This is a genomic window from Amycolatopsis antarctica, from assembly GCF_002262875.1.
Lineage (GTDB): Bacteria > Actinomycetota > Actinomycetes > Mycobacteriales > Pseudonocardiaceae > Amycolatopsis > Amycolatopsis antarctica.
On record NZ_NKYE01000003.1, the window covers coordinates 251,760 to 268,989 of the forward strand.

A 17,230-nucleotide genomic window follows, 5' to 3' on the forward strand; every position below is an offset into this window, starting at 1 on the left:
CGGGCGACCGCCTGCCTCCGTAAGGGTGGTGCCACTGCGGTCCACGGGCGCAGGCCGGTAGCCTGCCGTGGCGGTTCAAGGCATGCAGGATGGGCTTCCACGATGTGGACCCTGGTCGAGAAGAGGTGTGAGGATGCGGCTCGCGGTCATCCCCGGAGACGGGATCGGACCCGAGGTGGTCGCCGAGGCGCTCAAGGTGCTCGGTGAGGTCGTGCCCGGTGCCGAGATCACCGAGTACGACCTCGGTGCCACCCGGTGGCACTCGACGGGCGAACTGCTGCCGGAATCCGTTCTCGGCGAACTCCGCCAGCACGACGCGATCCTGCTCGGTGCGGTCGGTGACCCCTCGGTGCCCAGCGGCATCCTCGAACGCGGGCTGTTGCTGCGCCTGCGGTTCGAACTCGACCACCACGTGAACCTCCGCCCGGCGCGGCTCTACCCGGGCGTCCGCGGCCCGCTGGCCGACACCTCCAGCGAGATCGACATGGTCGTCGTCCGGGAGGGCACCGAGGGCCCGTACGCGGGCAACGGCGGCCTGCTGCGCAAGGACACCGAGCACGAGATCGCCACCGAGGTGAGCGTCAACACGGCGTTCGGCATCCGCCGGGTGGTCGAGGACGCCTTCAACCGCGCCGAACTGCGCCCCCGCAAGCACCTGACGCTGCTGCACAAGACCAACGTGCTGGAGCACGCCGGTTCGCTGTGGTCCCGCATCGTGGAGGAGGTGTCGCTGGAACACCCCGAGGTCTCGGTGGCCTACTCGCATGTGGACGCGGCGACCATCCATTTGGTCACCGACCCCTCGCGCTTCGACGTCATCGTGACGGACAACCTGTTCGGCGACATCATCACCGACCTGGCGGCCGCGGTCACCGGTGGCATCGGCCTCGCCGCGAGCGGGAACCTGGACATCACCCGCCGCAATCCGAGCATGTTCGAGCCGGTGCACGGCAGCGCGCCGGACATCGCCGGGCAGGCGCTCGCCGACCCGACCGCCGCGGTGCTGTCCGTGTCACTGCTGCTCGACCACCTCGGGCAGAAGGAGTCGGCCCGCCGGATCGAGGCCTCGGTGGCGTTCGACCTGGCCACCCGGGACCAGGCTTCCCCCGGTGCCACGCACTCGATCGGCGACCGGCTCGCCGCGCTCGTCTCGTCGAACGTCAAGCCCTCCGCGGCGCAGTAGCGTCCGCCCGCGGCCGCCGTCCACTGTGGACCGGCGGCCCCGGGCGTGGCCGGTCCGTCCACAGTGCACCGCCGACGGCTCACCACATGCTGGGAGCCCGCATCCAATCGCTGGACTCCTGGCCGTCGCTGTGGCACGATCGCCGCATGACCTCGTTCTCCGCGATCATTATTCGCAGGCGCGCCGACTAGACCCGTCCGGGATCTCGGCGCGCAAACCTCTCGCATCCAGGCGAGGGGTTTTTTTGTTGCCCGGGCACAGCGGAAACGGCTACATCCCTCCCCGCGCCGGCGACGATCCGGCCAGGACCAGGAGAATTCGGTGACTCGTACGGAACCGGCAGGCACCTCGCTCGGCGATGGTTTTCACCTCTACGACACGACCTTGCGCGATGGCGCGCAGCGCGAGGGAATCTCCTACTCGGTGGCCGACAAGCTCGCCGTCGCCCGCCTTCTCGACGAACTCGGCGTCGGCTACATCGAGGGTGGCTGGCCCGGTGCCATGCCCAAGGACACCGAGTTCTTCGCGAAGGCGGCTGCCGGCGAACTGACGCTCAAGCACGCGGTGCTCGTCGCGTTCGGCTCCACCCGCAAGCCCGGCACCACCGCCGCGCGCGACGAGCAGGTGCGCGCCCTGCTCGACGCCCGCACCCCGGTGATCACCCTGGTCGCCAAGTCCGACCGCAGGCACATCGAACGCGCGCTGCGGGTGGACGTGGACGAGGCCTGCGCCATGGTCCGCGACACCGTCTCGCTGCTCGTCGGCGAGGGCAGGCGGGTCTTCCTCGACGCCGAGCACTTCTTCGACGGCTACGCGTTCGATCCGGACACTTCCCTGCGCGTGCTCGACGCCGCGGCCGGGGCCGGAGCCGACGTGCTGGTGCTGTGCGACACCAACGGTGGTCAGCTTCCCCTCGGCCTGGCCGAGACCGTGCGCGAGGTCGCCGAGCGCACCGGCCACCGGCTCGGCATCCACTGCCAGGACGACACGTCCTGCGCGGTGGCCAACACGATCGCCGCCGTGCAGGCGGGCGTCACCCACGTCCAGTGCACGGCGAACGGTTACGGCGAACGGGCAGGCAACGCCGATCTGTTCGCCGTGGCGGCAAATCTGGTGACCAAGCTCGGCATGGACGTACTCCCCGCCGGGGGATCCGCCGAGCTGACCCGTGTCTCGCATGCCGTCGCCGAGATCGCGAACATCGCACCCGACGCCCACAAGGCATATGTCGGGGGGTCGGCCTTCGCCCACAAGGCGGGGTTGCACGCGAGCGCGATCAAGGTGGATCCGTTGCTGTACAACCACATCGATCCTGCCGTGGTGGGCAACGAGATGCGGGTGCTGGTCACCGAGATGGCCGGCAGGGCGAGCCTCGAACTCAAGGGACGTGAACTCGGGGTGGACCTTGCCGGCCGGCCGGAAGCGCTCACCAGCGCGGTGCGGGAGGTGAAACGGCTGGAGGCGCGCGGCTGGTCGTTCGAGGCGGCCGACGCGTCGCTGGAACTGTTGCTGCGCAGGGAAGTCGACGGCCCCGAAGGCGAACTCGACGAACCACCGTTCACCCTGGAGTCCTACCGGGTGGTGCTCGACCATCGTCTCGACGGCGAGATCGTCTCCGAGGCGACGGTCAAGGTCCATGTCAACGGTCACCGCGTGATCGCCACGGCGGAGGGCAACGGACCGGTGCACGCTCTCGATGCCGCGCTGCGCGAGGCGCTGACCCCGCACCTGCCGTGGCTGGGCCGGGTGGAACTGGCCGACTACAAGGTGCGCATTCTCTCGCCCGGCGCGGAGACCGACGCGTACGGGCATCCCGGAACCGACGCCGTCACCCGCGTGCTCGTCGAGTCCTCGGACGGGGAGCGGGAGTGGACCACGGTCGGCGTGCACGCGAACATCGTCGAGGCGAGCTGGCTCGCCCTCTGCGACGCCTTGGTGCACAAGAGCCTGCGGGCCACCGGAGGCGCGGAGGTCAGCCGGTGAGCAGGGTCAGCCCGTACAACGCGAGGATCTCGGCGATGGGCTGGAAGAAGCTCGTGCCACCGCTCGCGCAGTCGCCCGATCCGCCCACCGGGACGCCCTGGGCCTGATCGCCGCTGAGGAAAGTCCCGCCACGGTCACCGGGCTCGGCGCAGGCGGAGGTCTGCGTGAGCCCGGACAGCACCCCCTCCGGGAAGTTGATCGTGACGTTCTTCGCCTGGACCGTGCCGCACCGCGCGCCGTCCGCGGAACCGAGCAGGCACACCGGGGCCCCCACGGCCGCTTCGGCGGAACCGGCGATCGACGCCGGTTCCGTCCCCGCCCAGGCGACCAGTTCCCAGTCGCTCGTGTTGGTCACCGCTATCAGCGTGTGTGCCCTTTCGGGGAACGACGCGGCGGCGACCGTGCCCACCGGTATCCCGGCGCTGGTGACGGAGTCACCGATCGCGCCGCAGCCGGGGCCCGCGATGAGGTGCCCCTGTGTGCCCGAGACGGCCGCGAATCCGGCCGTGCAGCGTGCACCGGAGCCGATGACGAGCTGACTGCCGCCACCGAGCGGGGCACCGGCGGTCCCCTCGGCGTCCGGCTCCGCGGCGGATGCCGGTGCCGGGCAGGCGAGCGCCAGTCCGAGCAGGATCGCCGGCACGAAGCGGAATCGGGGCATGCGCACGGTGGCCTCCGAGGCGTGGGGTGGTCCGGTCCACGCTAGACAGCCGTGTGTGGCGTGCCCAGAGGTCAACCGGGTGTTCGTGGCGCTTATGGTTGGAGTCATGCGCCTAGCTCGAATCGCCCATCCAGGAGGAGTGGCGTTCGCCGCGGTCGAGGGGGACGGCGACGACGCCCAGGTCCTCGAGATCGCCGAGCACCCCTTCGGCAATCCCAACTTCACCGGCAAGCGCTGGCCGCTGGCCGACGTCCGGCTGCTCGCGCCGATCCTGCCGACGAAGGTCGTCGCGATCGGCCGCAACTACGCCGACCACGCCGCGGAGATGGGCAACGACGTGCCCACCGATCCGATGATGTTCCTCAAGCCGTCCACCAGCGTGATCGGGCCGAACGCGGCGATCAAGCTGCCGGCGAGTTCGTCGCATGTGGACTTCGAGGGGGAGCTGGCCGTGGTCATCGGCCAGCCGGTGCGCAACGTGCCCGCCGCCCGCGCCTCGGCCGCCGTACTGGGTTACACGGTCGCCAACGACGTCAGCGCGCGCGATCACCAGAAGTCCGACGGGCAGTGGGGCAGGGCGAAGGGTTTCGACACGTTCTGCCCGCTCGGCCCGTGGATCGAGACCTCGATCGACGCGAGCGATCTGGCCCTGCGGTCACAGGTCGACGGTGAGACGAAGCAGGATTCCCGGACCTCGCTGCTGGTGCACAAGATCCCGGACCTGATCGAGTTCGTCTCCGGCGTGATGACGCTGCTGCCCGGCGACGTGATCCTGACCGGAACCCCGGCAGGCGTCGGCCCGATCACCAGCGACCAGGACGTCGCGATCACCATCGAGGGCATCGGCACCCTCGCCAACCCGGTCCAGCAGGCCTGAACCCCCGCGGTACGTCGACATGTCGCGCCGCCACCGACCGCGCCATGTCGACGTACCGCTGTGCGGTCGCCGTCAGTGGTCCGGGGCGGGGGAGCGGCGCGCGTAGGCCGGGGCGTGTTCCGCGCGGACGCCGATGCCGATCAGGTACGCGGGCAGGAACGTCACCTTCGGCACCCGCCGCACGAACGCCATCATCGGCTTCGGCGGTCCCGCGCGCCGCCCGTCCAGCACCGGCTTCACCAGCACCCGGTGCAGGATCCGTTGCATGCCCTGCACCACGGCCGTCGGCAGCCGCCTGCGGGCCGCGACCTTCGCCAGGTCCGCGTCGCCGACCGTCCCGCGGGCCAGCGGTTCGGCCAGCAGCCGCGCCGCCGCCACGGCATCCTGGACGGCCAGGTTGATCCCCACCCCGCCGAGCGGGGACATGGCGTGCGCGGCGTCGCCGATGCAGAGCAGGCCGGTGGAGTGCCAGCGCCGCAACCGGTTCAGGCGCACGTCCAGGTGTTTCACCTCGTCCATCGACCCCAGCGTGTGCACCTCGCCCGCGATCCGCGGCACCGCCGAGGCGAGCCGCTCCCGGAACCGTTCGATCCCCTCGGCGCGCAACCGGGCATCGGCCCCCTTCGGTGCCAGGTAGGCGATCTGGAAGTAACCCTCGCGGGGAATGGTCACCGCGAACTCGCCCCGCCGGGTGGACGGCACCAGCGACGGCGTGTCCACCGCCATGTCCCTCGGCACGCGCAGCCACCACGCGTCCATCGGCACGGCGTACTCCTTCGGCCGCAGGCCCGCCGCCCGCCGGACGGCCGACCAGCGTCCGTCCGCCCCGACGGTCAGCTCGGCCCGCAGCTCGGTCTCCGGCCCGCCCGCGCAGCGGTAGCGCACACCCCGTACGGCGCCGTCCTCCCGGATCAGCCCGGTCACCTCGGCGTTCATCCGCAGGGTGAACGATGTCTCCTCCCGCGCCGCCGACGCCAGCAGGTCGAGCAGGTCCCACTGCGGAACCATGGCGATGTACGGATGTGCCGTGCGCAGCCGGGACAGGTCACCGAAGACCATCGGCCTGCCGTCCTCGTCCGGAAACGCGACCTCGGTGAGCCTGCTCTGCGGCAGCGCCGCGAACCGTTCGCCGAGCCCGAGTTCGTCGAGCAGGCGCAGGGTCGAGGGGTGGACGGTGTCGCCACGGAAGTCGCGCAGGAAGTCACCGTGCTTCTCCAGCACGGTCACCTCGATCCCGGCCCGCGCCAGCAGCAGTCCGAGCAGCATCCCGGCGGGACCACCGCCGACGACCACGCAGGTGGTGCGTTCCGTCATCTCCGGCCTCCTTTCACCCGTCCCTGTTTTCATTCATTGTTGAATAAACTCACGATGCACCCACCCGGCAGTGGCGTCAACCAGAAGTCCCGGATATAGGCTGACCGGGTTATGACTGAGATCTCGTCGCCCGTGCGCGCCCGCTTCTGTCCCTCGCCCACCGGAGCCCCGCACGTCGGGCTGATCCGGACGGCACTGTTCAACTGGGCGTTCGCCCGGCACCACGGCGGCAGCCTCGTCTTCCGCATCGAGGACACCGACGCCGCGCGCGACTCGCAGGAGTCCTACGACGCGCTCCTCGACGCGCTGCGCTGGCTCGGCCTCGACTGGGACGAAGGCCCCGAGATCGGCGGCGAACACGGTCCCTACCGGCAGAGCGAACGACGCGAGGTCTATGACGGCATCGCCGCGACACTGCTGGAGGCCGGCGAACTCTACGAAGCCTTCTCCACCAACGACGAGGTCGAAGCCCGGCGCAAGGCCGCGGGCCAGGACAGCAAACTCGGCTACGACAACCACGACCGCGACCTCACCGACGAACAGAAGGCCGCCTTCCGCGCCGAGGGCCGCGCCCCCGTGCTGCGCCTGCGTATGCCCGACACCGACCTGGCCTGGACCGACCTCGTCCGCGGCGACATCAGCTTCCCCGCGGGCACCATCCCCGACCCGGTCCTGGTACGCGCCAACGGTGAACCGCTCTACACCCTCACCAACCCCGTCGACGACGCCCTCATGCGCATCACCCACGTACTGCGCGGCGAGGACCTCCTCCCCTCCACTCCGCGTCAGCTCGCGCTCTACGCCGCCCTGCGCCGCGTCGGCGTCACCGACTTCACCCCCGAGTTCGGCCACCTGCCCTACGTGATGGGCGAAGGCAACAAGAAACTGTCCAAACGGGACCCCTCGTCCAACCTGTTCCACTACCGCGACCGCGGATTCATCCCCGAGGGGCTGCTCAACTACCTCGCGCTGCTCGGCTGGTCCATCGCCGACGACCGCGACGTGTTCGGCGTCGACGAACTCGTCCAGGCCTTCGACATCAGCAAAGTCTCCGCCAACCCGGCCCGCTTCGACCTCAAGAAGGCCGAGGCGATCAACGCCACCCACGTGCGCGCACTCGACATCGAGGACTACGTACGCCGCACCCTCCCGTACCTCACCGAAGCCGGACTCCTCCCGGACAACCCCGCAGACGACCAGCTCGGCACCCTCCGCGCCATCGCTCCGATGGTCCAGGAACGCGTCACCGTGCTGTCCGAGGCCGTCGGCATGCTCCGGTTCCTCTTCATCGACGAGGAGAGCTTCGTGCCCGAAGAGGCCGCGGCCACCAAGAACCTCGGCCCCGACGCGGAACCCGTACTGCGCGCCGCCATCACCTCACTCGAAGCGCTGCCCGAATGGCGCACCGAGGCCATCGAGCAAGCACTCAAGGACGCGCTCGTCGACGGACTGGGACTCAAGCCCCGCAAGGCATTCGCGCCCATTCGCGTCGCCGTGAGCGGGCGCACCGTTTCCCCGCCGCTGTACGAATCCATGGAGCTCCTCGGCCGCGATCGCTCCCTCGGCCGACTGCGCCGCGGGATCCCGGGCAACTGACGGTAGTTCCACCACACCGGAACAGAGCAGCAGTTCTCACCGTCTTGGTCGAATCGCTCCGGCGCGGAGTCACCTAACCTCGCTGAGTGGAATCCGGTTACGCAGCCCCGAGCCCCGCCGTCCACGGGCCCGCGCCCGCCCCACCCTGGTCGCCATCACTGCTTCGCCTGGTGTGCCTGGACATCGACGACACCCTCGTCGACTTCACCAACGCCGGACGGCGGGCGCTCGCCGCACTCCTCGGACGCGACGACCTGTGGGCCGAATGGGAACGCACCACCGACAGCCACGTCGCCAGAGTCGTCGCGGGCGAACTCGAATACGCGCACATGCACCACCAGCGCACCCGCACCTTCCTCGGTGACCTCGGTATCGCCCTCGACACCGCATCCGTCACCGACTTCGAACTCCGCCGCCGCACCCTCCAGCGCGCCGGGTGGCGACTCTTCGACGACGTACTGCCCTGCCTCGACTGGCTGCGCGCCGCCGGCGTACGCCTCGCCGCCGTCACCAACGCCTCCGGCGCCCACCAACGAGGCAAACTCGCCGACCTCGGCCTCACCCGCTTCTTCGACCACGTCGCCATCGCCGGTGAGATCGGACTCGCCAAACCCGACCCGCGCATGTTCACCACCGTCTGCCTCGCACTCGGCTGCGATCCCACCGAAGCCGTCCACATCGGCGACAAACTCGATATCGACGCCATCGGCGCCCGCGACGCCGGACTCGGCGCCATCTGGCTCGACCGCGCCGACAACCCCACCGACCCCGAAACCACCCCCCGCGACGTGCACGTCATCAGCGCACTCGACCAGCTCCCACAGCTCCTCGTCACCGAATACGCCCGCGTCGGAGTGCCCGCCCCACGATGACCGAACCCCGATGAGAAGCAGAAAACCCGGTGGTCTAATATTTCTCCTCGGTGGTGCTGAGCCGGTCCGGCCGGGACGGCACCCCATTGGGGTATGGTGTAATTGGCAGCACGACTGGTTCTGGTCCAGTTAGTCTAGGTTCGAGTCCTGGTACCCCAGCAGCGGAGAGACCCGGTTGAAGACGCCGGAACCAGCTCTGGTAAGTTCTCTCTCGCAACAAAGTAAGATCTTGCAAGCAACAAGAGCAAGTTCCTAGCCCCCGTCGTCTAGCGGCCTAGGACGCCGGCCTCTCACGCCGGTAGCGTGGGTTCGAATCCCATCGGGGGTACTCGAAAGTTTGGTGGCCCCGCGCCTGCGGAATGCGCAGGCCGGGGTTTTTCTCGTTGTGCTGGTTGGGGGCCGAGCCCCCCATGCCCCCCACGGTGCGAGCTCCTCGTCTTGGCGGCCCTGCCGGGCTCGGCCTACACCAGCTCTTCCCGCCTCGCCTCGCCTTCGGCATGCCGTGTCGGGCCTTTCGGCACGTCGTGTCGTGCGGCTGGGCATGTCGTGTCGTGCGTTCCGGCATGTCGTGTCGGGCGTTTGGGCATGCTGTGTCGGGCGCGCTGGCATGTTGTGTCGGGCGGGTGGGTGAGGGAATGGGGGCGTGGGGCATGTGGGCCCACGGGGGGCAGGTGACTAAACCGCGGGGGCAACAGCCAACTCGCGGCTACAGGCGCTCCTGCAACGCATCCGCCGCCGCCAGCAAATCCGCCGCCCACCGCGAACCCGGCTTACGGCCAATCCGATCCACCGGACCCGACACCGACACCGCAGCCACCACCGCACCAGACGAATCCCGCACCGGCGCCGACACACTCGCCACACCCGGCTCCCGCTCCGCCACACTCTGCGCCCACCCACGCCTGCGCACCTCCAACAACGTGCGCTCACCGAACACCGCATCCGCCAACACCGCCCGCTGCGTCTGCGGATCCGACCACGCCGCAAGCACCTTCGCCCCCGACCCCACCGTCATCGGCAACCGCGACCCCACCGGAACCGTGTCCCGCAAACCCAACGGCGGCTCCGCAGCAGACACACAAATCCGCTGCACACCATCACGCCGATACAACTGCACACTCTCACCCGTCACATCACGCAACTTCGGTAACACCGCACCCGCCGCATCCAACAACGGATCCGTCGACCCACCCGCCAACTCCGCCAACGCCGCACCCGGACGCCACCGCCCATCCGAACCCCGGCGCAACAACCGATGCACCTCCAACCCCACCGCCAACCGATGCGCCGTCGCCCTCGGCAGACCCGTGCGATTGCACAATTCCGCCAACCCACACGGATCATCCGCGACCGCCTGCAACACGGCCACAGCCTTGTCCAAGACGCCGATACCGCTGCTCTGCTCAGAAGAGTTATGCTGTCCCACAAGGCGATACTAACTTCCCGGAGTATGGGAAGTCCACATTCTGGACGGCGGAGTACGCGAGACCGGGTCCACCAGCCCGCCGGCCTCGGACGACCGCCCGTGGACACGATGCCCGTATCCACGGGAATACCGTGCCCCACCACATGAAAGGAGCCGGACGATGGCGACCAGTCAGAGCCGAACGATGGCCGAGAAGGTGTGGGACGCGCACACCGTCCGGCACGGTGAAGGCGCGGAACCGGACCTGCTCTACATCGACCTGCACCTGGTGCACGAAGTGACCAGCCCGCAGGCCTTCGACGGGCTCCGGCTCGCCGGTCGCGGCGTGCGCAGGCCGGACCTCACCATCGCCACCGAGGACCACAACGTTCCCACCGTCGACATCGAGCTGCCGATCGCCGACCCGGTGTCCCGCACCCAGGTGGACACGCTTCGGCGCAACTGCAAGGAGTTCGGCGTCCGGCTGCACCCGATGGGCGACGTCGAACAGGGCATCGTGCACGTCATCGGCCCCCAGCTCGGCCTGACCCAGCCCGGAATGACCGTCGTCTGCGGCGACAGCCACACCTCCACCCACGGTGCGTTCGGCGCCATGGCCTTCGGTATCGGCACCTCCGAGGTCGAGCACGTACTCGCCACCCAGACACTCCCGTTGCGCCCCTTCAAGACCATGGCCGTGACCGTCGACGGCGCGCTGCGCCCCGGCGTCACCGCCAAGGACGTCATCCTCGCCGTGATCGCCAGAATCGGCACCGGGGGCGGGCAGGGATACGTGCTGGAGTACCGGGGCAGCGCGATCGAGGCGCTGTCGATGGAGGCCCGCATGACGGTGTGCAACATGTCCATCGAAGCGGGCGCGAGAGCCGGGATGATCGCGCCGGACGAGACGACGTTCGAGTACCTGCGCGGACGGCCGCACGCCCCGCAGGGTGCCGACTGGGACGCCGCGGTCGCCCAGTGGCGGGAACTGCGAACCGATGACGGTGCCGAGTTCGACGCCGAGGTGCACATCGACGCGGCCGAGCTGACCCCCTTCGTCACCTGGGGCACCAACCCCGGCCAGGGACTGCCGCTCGGCGCCGCCGTACCGGACCCGGAGCAGATCGCCGACGAGAACGAGCGCTTCGCCGCGGAGAAGGCGCTGTCCTATATGGACCTCGCGCCGGGCACCCCACTGCGCGAGGTCGCCGTGGACACCGTGTTCCTCGGCTCCTGCACCAACGGCCGGATCGAGGACCTGCGCGCCGCGGCGGAGGTGCTGCGCGGCCACCAGGTCGCAGGCAGCGTCCGGATGCTGGTGGTGCCCGGCTCGATGCGCGTGCGCAAGGCGGCCGAGGACGAGGGCCTGGACACCGTGTTCACCGACGCCGGCGCCGAATGGCGCCAGGCGGGCTGCTCGATGTGCCTCGGCATGAACCCCGACCAACTCGCCCCGGGCGAGCGCAGCGCGTCCACCTCGAACCGGAACTTCGAGGGCAGGCAGGGCAAGGGCGGACGGACGCACCTCGTCTCCCCGCTCGTGGCCGCCGCCACCGCCGTACGCGGCACGCTGTCCTCCCCGGAGGACCTGCTCGCCGGTTCCGGGACCTGAGCCCGGCCCGCCCTCCGCGAACCCTTCCCGGACACCTCCAGCCCCATACCCGGGGCGGACACGACAGGAGCAAACCCATGGAGCCGTTCACCACCCACACCGGCGTCGGGGTCCCGCTGCGCAGGTCCAACGTGGACACTGACCAGATCATCCCGGCGGTCTACCTCAAGCGCGTGAGCCGCACCGGTTTCGAGGACGGCCTGTTCGCCGCCTGGCGTTCCGACGAGCAGTTCGTCCTCAACCAGGAACCCTTCCGCGCGGGAAGTGTGCTGGTGGCGGGATCGGACTTCGGCACCGGCTCCTCCAGGGAGCACGCAGTGTGGGCCTTGATGAACTACGGATTCCGGGTCGTCATCTCGTCCCGCTTCGCCGACATCTTCCGTGGGAATTCCGGTAAGCAGGGCCTCCTGGCGGCCGAGTGCGAGCAGTCGGACGTCGAACAGCTCTGGAAGATCCTGGAGAACGACCCCGGCGCCGAGGTGACCGTGGACCTGAAGTCGAAGACCGTACGCGCCAAGGACTTCACGGCGACCTTCGCGATCGACGACTACACCCGCTGGCGGCTGCTCGAAGGACTCGACGACATCGCCCTGACACTCCGGCACGTGTCGGACATCGACACGTTCGAGTCCGACCGTCCCTCGTGGAAGCCGGTGACCACCCCACAAGTGGCCTCCTGAGCTACGGATTCCCTGCTCAGCAAGGGAACAGCGGTGCGGGGAATGCCCCGCCAAACCACGCCGAATGGCACCGGAGAGAGCGCATCGGGCGCCTCTCGGGGGACGGAAGAACCCCCGAGACAAGGAAAATATCCGCGTGCCGTTTGGAAATTGTGCTGCGTTGGTAATACCGTGTGCCCAAGTCGGCCAAGATGGCCGTGTACGCGTAGTTCTTCTTGGAGGACTGGAATGGCCAACAAGGCCCAGCTGATCGAAGCGCTCTCCGAGCGCTTGGGCGACAAAAAGGTTGCGTCCGAAGCGGTCGACGGCCTCGTCGACATCATCATCCGGACGGTGAACAAGGGCGAGAAGGTGAACATCACCGGCTTCGGTGTGTTCGAGAAGCGCGCTCGCGCTGCCCGCACCGCACGGAACCCGCGTACCGGTGAGACCGTGCGGGTGAAGAAGACCAACGTGCCCGCCTTCCGGGCAGGCACCACCTTCAAGGACGTGGTCAGCGGCGCGAAGAAGCTGCCGAAGGCCGCGGCCGTGAAGCGCGCCACCGCCACCGCCCGCGGTGCCGGTGCCGCCTCACGCGCCACCGCCGCACGCACCACGACGAAGGCCACGGCCTCGCGTCCCGCCGCTCGCACCGCGGCCACCCGCACGCGGGCGACCACGACGCGAGCCGCGTCCACCCGTACGGCGACCAAGGCCGCACCGAAGACCGCCGCCAAGGCCACCACCGCCAAGGCGACCACGGCGAAGGCGACCACGGCCAAGAAGGCCACCGCCGCCAAGGCCACCACCGCCAAGGCAGCGCCGAAGACGGCGGCCAAGGCGACCGCGGCGAAGAAGACCACCGCGGCGAAGGCGGCCCCCAAGGCCGCCGCCACGCGGGCCACCGCGGCCAAGAAGACCACCGCCGCGGCGAAGAAGAAGAAGTAAGGCCCCGCGCCACGTACTTCTCGGCGAGGCCCCCGTGCGATGCACGGGGGCCTCGCCGCTGTCCGGACGGCACGAGCCGGGACAGCGCACGGGCTCCGCGAACGCCGATCAGTGCCGTGCGCGCCGGTCAGGACTGCGCGCGCCCGGTCAGGACTGTGCGGGCTCAGCCGAGGGAAGCAGCGCCGCGAAGTAGCCTGCCGCGACGAGTCGCGGCCCGGCATCGTCCTCGCCCGTCCGGAAAGCCAGCAACCACAGCGAACCCTTCTTGCTCGGGATCTCGCCGTCGGCGGTGCGGGCGGGCAGGACCACGCCGTCCCGCTCGGCCAGCAGGCTGACGACGTCCGGGATCACCCCGCCCTGACTGCACACCACCGGCCTGCCGCCATCCGCGGCGATCGCGAGCACCCGGGCGACCCCGCGCACCGGGTCGCGCCAGTACTCCTCCTCGGACAGCAGCGGTTCGTGCCGCACATCCGCGTCGATGTCCTCGGCCACTCCCTGCACGGTCTGTACGCAGCGCAGCCGTGGTGCCGAGAGCACCCGGTCCGGGGCGAACGGTGTGACCGTCGCCCGCAGTGCCTCCGCCTGCCGCATCCCCGCCTCGGACAGCGGACGCAGGTCGTCGTCTCCCGTCCACTCCGAACGCTTGCCTGCCTTGGCGTGCCGCACCAGCAGCACGGTCGTCAGGTCCGCGGGCAGCGCCCGGAACTCCCGGAGCACGTCCACGTCCGCGCGCCGGGTCAGCAGCATCTCGGCCTGTTCCGGGGCTACCCAGCGAAGTTCGTCGACCTCGTCGTTCGGCGCGAACCGGCCGCCCGCGACATGGGCACTGAAGTAGTCGACGGCCTTGTCCGTCTCGCCGCCGCCGGAACGCCGGGGCACGCGGTACTCGGTGCGCGTCAGGTACCGGCCGAGGACCGCCCGGAAACCGGTTTCCTCCAGAACCTCCCGGGCGGCGGCGACCGGAGCCGTCTCCCCGGGGTCCAGCTTGCCCTTGGGCAGCGACCAGTCGTCGTATCTCGGCCGGTGGACGATCGCGATCTCCAGCGCCCCTGTGGGGCCGCTACGCCACAGCACGGCCCCGGCCGCGTGGATCTCCGGCGAGTGGTTCCGGCTCATCCCATCGCCTTGCGCTCGGCGACCAGGTCGACCTGCAGGTCACGGACTTGTGAACCGTCGGCCGGGGAGGCCACCCATTCGCCGTTGGCGGTGAGCACCCAGCAACGGGTGATCGGATCCAGCGCCGAACTGAGAACGTGATCGAGTTGCGCGGTGAGTTTTGGATCCTTGACCCGGACGAGGGCCTCGATCCGGCGATCGAGATTCCGGTGCATCATGTCCGCACTGCCGATCCAGTAACTCTGGCCGCCCCGGAAATGGAAGACCCGGGAATGCTCGAGGAACCGGCCGAGAATGGAACGGACCGCGATGTTCTCGCTCAATCCCTCCACTCCCGGCTTGAGCGCGCAGATACCGCGGACCACGACCTGCACCGGAACCCCGGCCTGCGACGCGTGATAGAGCGCGTCGATCACCTGTTCGTCGACGAGTGAGTTGCATTTGATCCGGATTCCGGCGTCCGGTCCGGCGCGGGCGTGTTCGATCTCCTCGGCGATGCACTGCAGGATTCCCCGCCGAATCCCCTTGGGGGAGGTCAGGATGTTGCGGTAGGTCTCCTGCCGCGAGTAACCGGTGAGCACGTTGAACAGGTCGGTCAGGTCGGCACCGATCGCCGGATCCGCGGTCAGCAGCCCCATGTCCTCGTACAGCCGCGCGGTCTTCGGGTTGTAGTTGCCGGTGCCGATGTGGCAGTAGCGGCGGATCGTCGACCCCTCCTGCCGCACCACCATCGCCACCTTGCAGTGCGTCTTCAGGCCGACCAGGCCGTACACGACGTGCACCCCGGCGCGCTCCAGCGTCCTCGCCCAGGTGATGTTGGCCTGTTCGTCGAAGCGCGCCTTGATCTCCACCAGCGCCACCACCTGCTTGCCCGCCTCGGCGGCGTCGATCAGCGCGTCGACGACCGGGGAGTCGCCCGAGGTGCGGTAGAGCGTCTGCTTGATCGCCAGCACCTTGCTGTCCGCCGCCGCCTGCTCGACGAACCGCTGGACACTGGTGGAGAACGAGTCGTACGGGTGGTGCACCAGCACGTCGCCCTCGCGCAGCGTCGCGAACACGCTCTTCGGCGTCTCCCGCTCACCGAACGCCGGATGCGTCGCCGGCACGAACGGACTGTCCTTGAGGTCCTTGCGGTCCACTCCGGACAGTTGGTGCAGGCAGCTCAGGTCCAGCAGGCCGGGCACCTCCACCACGTCGTGCGGGTCGACCTCCAGTTCCCGCAGCAGCAGTTCGAGCATGTGCTCGCTCATGTCGATCGCGACCTCGAGCCGCACCGGCGGACCGAACCTGCGCTGTGCCAGTTCCCTTTCCAGGGCCTGCAACAGGTCCTCGTCGCGGTCCTCCTCGACCTCGAAGTCCGCGTTACGGGTCACTCTGAAGGCGTGGTGCTCGGTGACGTGCATGCCGGTGAACAGTTCGCCGAGGTGCGCGGCGATCAGCTCCTCCAACGGCAGGAAGGTCGCGACCTGGCCCGAACGCTGCTGCTCGACGCGGATCAGCCGGGGCACGTTGTTGGGCACCTTGACCCGGGCGAAGCGCTCGGTGCCGCCCTCCGGGTCCCGCACGGTCACGGCCAGGTTGAGCGAAAGCCCGGAGATGTAGGGGAACGGGTGCGCCGGGTCGACTGCGAGCGGGGTCAGCACCGGGAAGATCTGCTCGCTGAAGTAGTGCGAGAGCCGGGAGCGGTCGTCCTGCCCGAGGTCGGACCAGCGCACGATGCGGATGCCGCACTCGTCGAGCGCGGGCCGGATGTGCTCCTCGAAGGCGGCCGTCTGCCGCTCCACCAGATCCTGGTTCCGCTTGGCGATGTAGGCGAGCTGCTCGCGGGGAGTGAGCCCGTCGGCGCTGCGCACGGACAGGCCGGTCTCGTCCCGCCGCTTCAGCCCGGCCACCCGCACCATGTAGAACTCGTCCAAATTGGACGCGAAGATCGCCAGGAACTTGGCGCGCTCGAGCAGCGGCTGCGAGGCGTCCTCGGCCAGCGCCAGCACCCGGGCGTTGAAGTCCTGCCAGGACAGTTCCCGGTTGAAGTAGCGGTCGTCGGGCAGTGAGTCGGCGAGCTCGGCGGCGACATGCGTGGCCGCGGGCGGGGCGGACGGGATGGCGCGCATCTCCGGACCGTCGACCGCCTCCCGCACCGGGTTGCCGCCCGCACCGCTTCCGCTCGCGGGCCGTCGCCGCGCCGCGGTGTTCGCCGGTGTCGAACGGGCTGGTCCCGGGGTCAGGCTCTCGTCACTCACGGACGCCATTGTTCCGTACGTGACGCCCGGATGGGCACCCTGACGTCGGCGGCCGGCGGTGAACTTCATCTCGACCTCAGCGCAGGCAGCAACTCTCCGCGAGAAGGAGCTTGCTGCGCTCGCCAAGGCCCAGCTCACTCGCATGGCGCAGGTCCTCGGGCGTGTCGACGTCCCCACGCAGCGAGGGCGCCCGCACGGCGAGGGCCAGCGCCCCCGAACGGGCGTGCGCCTGCGCCGAACCGGTACCGAAGCGCGGTCCGAGCCACCCTCCCGGCGCCGAGAGCAGCAGGGTGGTCCCGCTGCCGTGCCGGTCGGCGACGAACGCCCGCCGCCCGCGGGCCTGTTCGATCGCCGAACTCAGCTCGACCGCGCGCAGCGCGGGCAGATCCGCCTGCATCGCGGCGACCACCGCGTCCGGATCGCCCGCGCGCAGGACCGACTCGCCATGCCGCAGGGCCGCGTTCAGCCCGCCCGCGCCGTTCTCGCCGACGACCTCCACGCCCGGAACGTCCAGCTCGGCGAGCGTCGCGGGGTCCGTGCCGACGACGAGGACGCGGCGTACCCCTGCCGCCGCCCGTGCGGCCGCCAGGGTGTCCGCGGCCAGTGCCAGCACCAGCCGCGCGTGGGCCTGCTCGCCCGGTGGGCATCCTGGCGCGCCCCGCAGCCGGGACTTGCCGAGCTGGGGCGGTTTCATCGGGACGATCAGGTCCACCTCTCGAGCCACGTGTCCATACTCCACGAAATCGGCCGCGGCGCGCGGG

Annotated in this window: 14 protein-coding genes and 2 tRNA genes; 10 read left to right on the forward strand and 6 right to left on the reverse strand. The window is 69.7% G+C overall.

The features are described 5' to 3' along the window. Positions 1–133: 133 nt before the first annotated feature. Positions 134–1,183 carry a 3-isopropylmalate dehydrogenase gene (locus CFN78_RS07165; protein ID WP_094861809.1) on the forward strand — a complete coding sequence of 350 codons (1,050 nt, stop codon included), beginning with the start codon at positions 134–136 and terminating at the stop codon, positions 1,181–1,183. Between the two features lie 321 nt (positions 1,184–1,504). Further along, on the forward strand, positions 1,505–3,166 hold the full coding sequence (gene cimA, locus CFN78_RS07170; RefSeq protein ID WP_094861810.1) for a citramalate synthase: 1,662 nt from the start codon (positions 1,505–1,507) through the stop codon (positions 3,164–3,166). On the opposite strand, the gene CFN78_RS07175 is transcribed toward cimA, so the two are convergent. Further along, positions 3,156–3,827 carry a S1 family peptidase gene (locus CFN78_RS07175; protein ID WP_240519332.1) on the reverse strand — a complete coding sequence of 224 codons (672 nt, stop codon included), beginning with the start codon at positions 3,825–3,827 and terminating at the stop codon, positions 3,156–3,158. The two genes, cimA and CFN78_RS07175, sit on opposite strands and share 11 nt — an antisense overlap. A gap of 106 nt (positions 3,828–3,933) precedes the next feature. On the opposite strand from CFN78_RS07175, the gene CFN78_RS07180 reads away from it, so the two are divergent. Beyond that, positions 3,934–4,704 carry a fumarylacetoacetate hydrolase family protein gene (locus tag CFN78_RS07180; protein WP_094861812.1) on the forward strand — a complete coding sequence of 257 codons (771 nt, stop codon included), beginning with the start codon at positions 3,934–3,936 and terminating at the stop codon, positions 4,702–4,704. 72 nt (positions 4,705–4,776) lie between these two features. Here the strand turns inward: CFN78_RS07180 and CFN78_RS07185 are convergent, their stop codons facing one another. Beyond that, positions 4,777–6,018 carry an FAD-dependent oxidoreductase gene (locus CFN78_RS07185; protein ID WP_094861813.1) on the reverse strand — a complete coding sequence of 414 codons (1,242 nt, stop codon included), beginning with the start codon at positions 6,016–6,018 and terminating at the stop codon, positions 4,777–4,779. Between the two features lie 111 nt (positions 6,019–6,129). Between CFN78_RS07185 and gltX the strand changes: the two genes are divergently transcribed. From gltX to CFN78_RS07205, 4 genes are all read left to right on the forward strand, one after another. Then, positions 6,130–7,614, forward strand: coding sequence for a glutamate--tRNA ligase (gene gltX / locus CFN78_RS07190; protein ID WP_094861814.1), 1,485 nt, complete (start codon positions 6,130–6,132; stop codon positions 7,612–7,614). A 170-nt stretch (positions 7,615–7,784) separates the two neighbouring features. Further along, a complete protein-coding gene (locus tag CFN78_RS07195; protein WP_094861815.1) occupies positions 7,785–8,486 on the forward strand; it encodes an HAD family hydrolase in 702 nt (233 codons plus the stop codon). A gap of 87 nt (positions 8,487–8,573) precedes the next feature. After that, positions 8,574–8,645: transfer RNA gene (locus tag CFN78_RS07200), tRNA-Gln, on the forward strand. A 96-nt stretch (positions 8,646–8,741) separates the two neighbouring features. Then, positions 8,742–8,814 (forward strand) — tRNA-Glu (locus CFN78_RS07205). A 378-nt stretch (positions 8,815–9,192) separates the two neighbouring features. Here the strand turns inward: CFN78_RS07205 and CFN78_RS07210 are convergent. Next, complete coding sequence (locus CFN78_RS07210) at positions 9,193–9,912, reverse strand: IclR family transcriptional regulator (RefSeq protein WP_205660451.1); 720 nt, start codon at positions 9,910–9,912, stop codon at positions 9,193–9,195. Positions 9,913–10,072: 160 nt separating this feature from the next. Between CFN78_RS07210 and leuC the strand changes: the two genes are divergently transcribed. From leuC to CFN78_RS07225, 3 genes are all read left to right on the forward strand, one after another. Then, a complete protein-coding gene (leuC, locus tag CFN78_RS07215; protein WP_094861817.1) occupies positions 10,073–11,503 on the forward strand; it encodes a 3-isopropylmalate dehydratase large subunit in 1,431 nt (476 codons plus the stop codon). A 77-nt stretch (positions 11,504–11,580) separates the two neighbouring features. After that, positions 11,581–12,183: a 3-isopropylmalate dehydratase small subunit gene (leuD, locus tag CFN78_RS07220; RefSeq protein ID WP_094861818.1), complete on the forward strand. Its 603-nt coding sequence runs from the start codon at positions 11,581–11,583 to the stop codon at positions 12,181–12,183. A gap of 228 nt (positions 12,184–12,411) precedes the next feature. Beyond that, on the forward strand, positions 12,412–13,110 hold the full coding sequence (locus tag CFN78_RS07225; RefSeq protein WP_094861819.1) for an HU family DNA-binding protein: 699 nt from the start codon (positions 12,412–12,414) through the stop codon (positions 13,108–13,110). 147 nt (positions 13,111–13,257) lie between these two features. Here CFN78_RS07225 and CFN78_RS07230 read toward each other — a convergent pair whose 3' ends face one another. From CFN78_RS07230 to cofC, 3 genes are all read right to left on the reverse strand, one after another. After that, positions 13,258–14,229, reverse strand: a complete 972-nt coding sequence (locus CFN78_RS07230) for an NUDIX hydrolase (protein ID WP_094861820.1) — start codon at positions 14,227–14,229, stop codon at positions 13,258–13,260. Next, on the reverse strand, positions 14,226–16,478 hold the full coding sequence (locus CFN78_RS07235) for an RNA degradosome polyphosphate kinase (RefSeq protein WP_094861954.1): 2,253 nt from the start codon (positions 16,476–16,478) through the stop codon (positions 14,226–14,228). The genes CFN78_RS07230 and CFN78_RS07235 overlap by 4 nt, the downstream gene beginning before the upstream one ends. Before the next feature lie 67 nt (positions 16,479–16,545). After that, on the reverse strand, positions 16,546–17,163 hold the full coding sequence (gene cofC, locus CFN78_RS07240) for a 2-phospho-L-lactate guanylyltransferase (RefSeq protein WP_094861955.1): 618 nt from the start codon (positions 17,161–17,163) through the stop codon (positions 16,546–16,548). Positions 17,164–17,230: the final 67 nt, after the last annotated feature.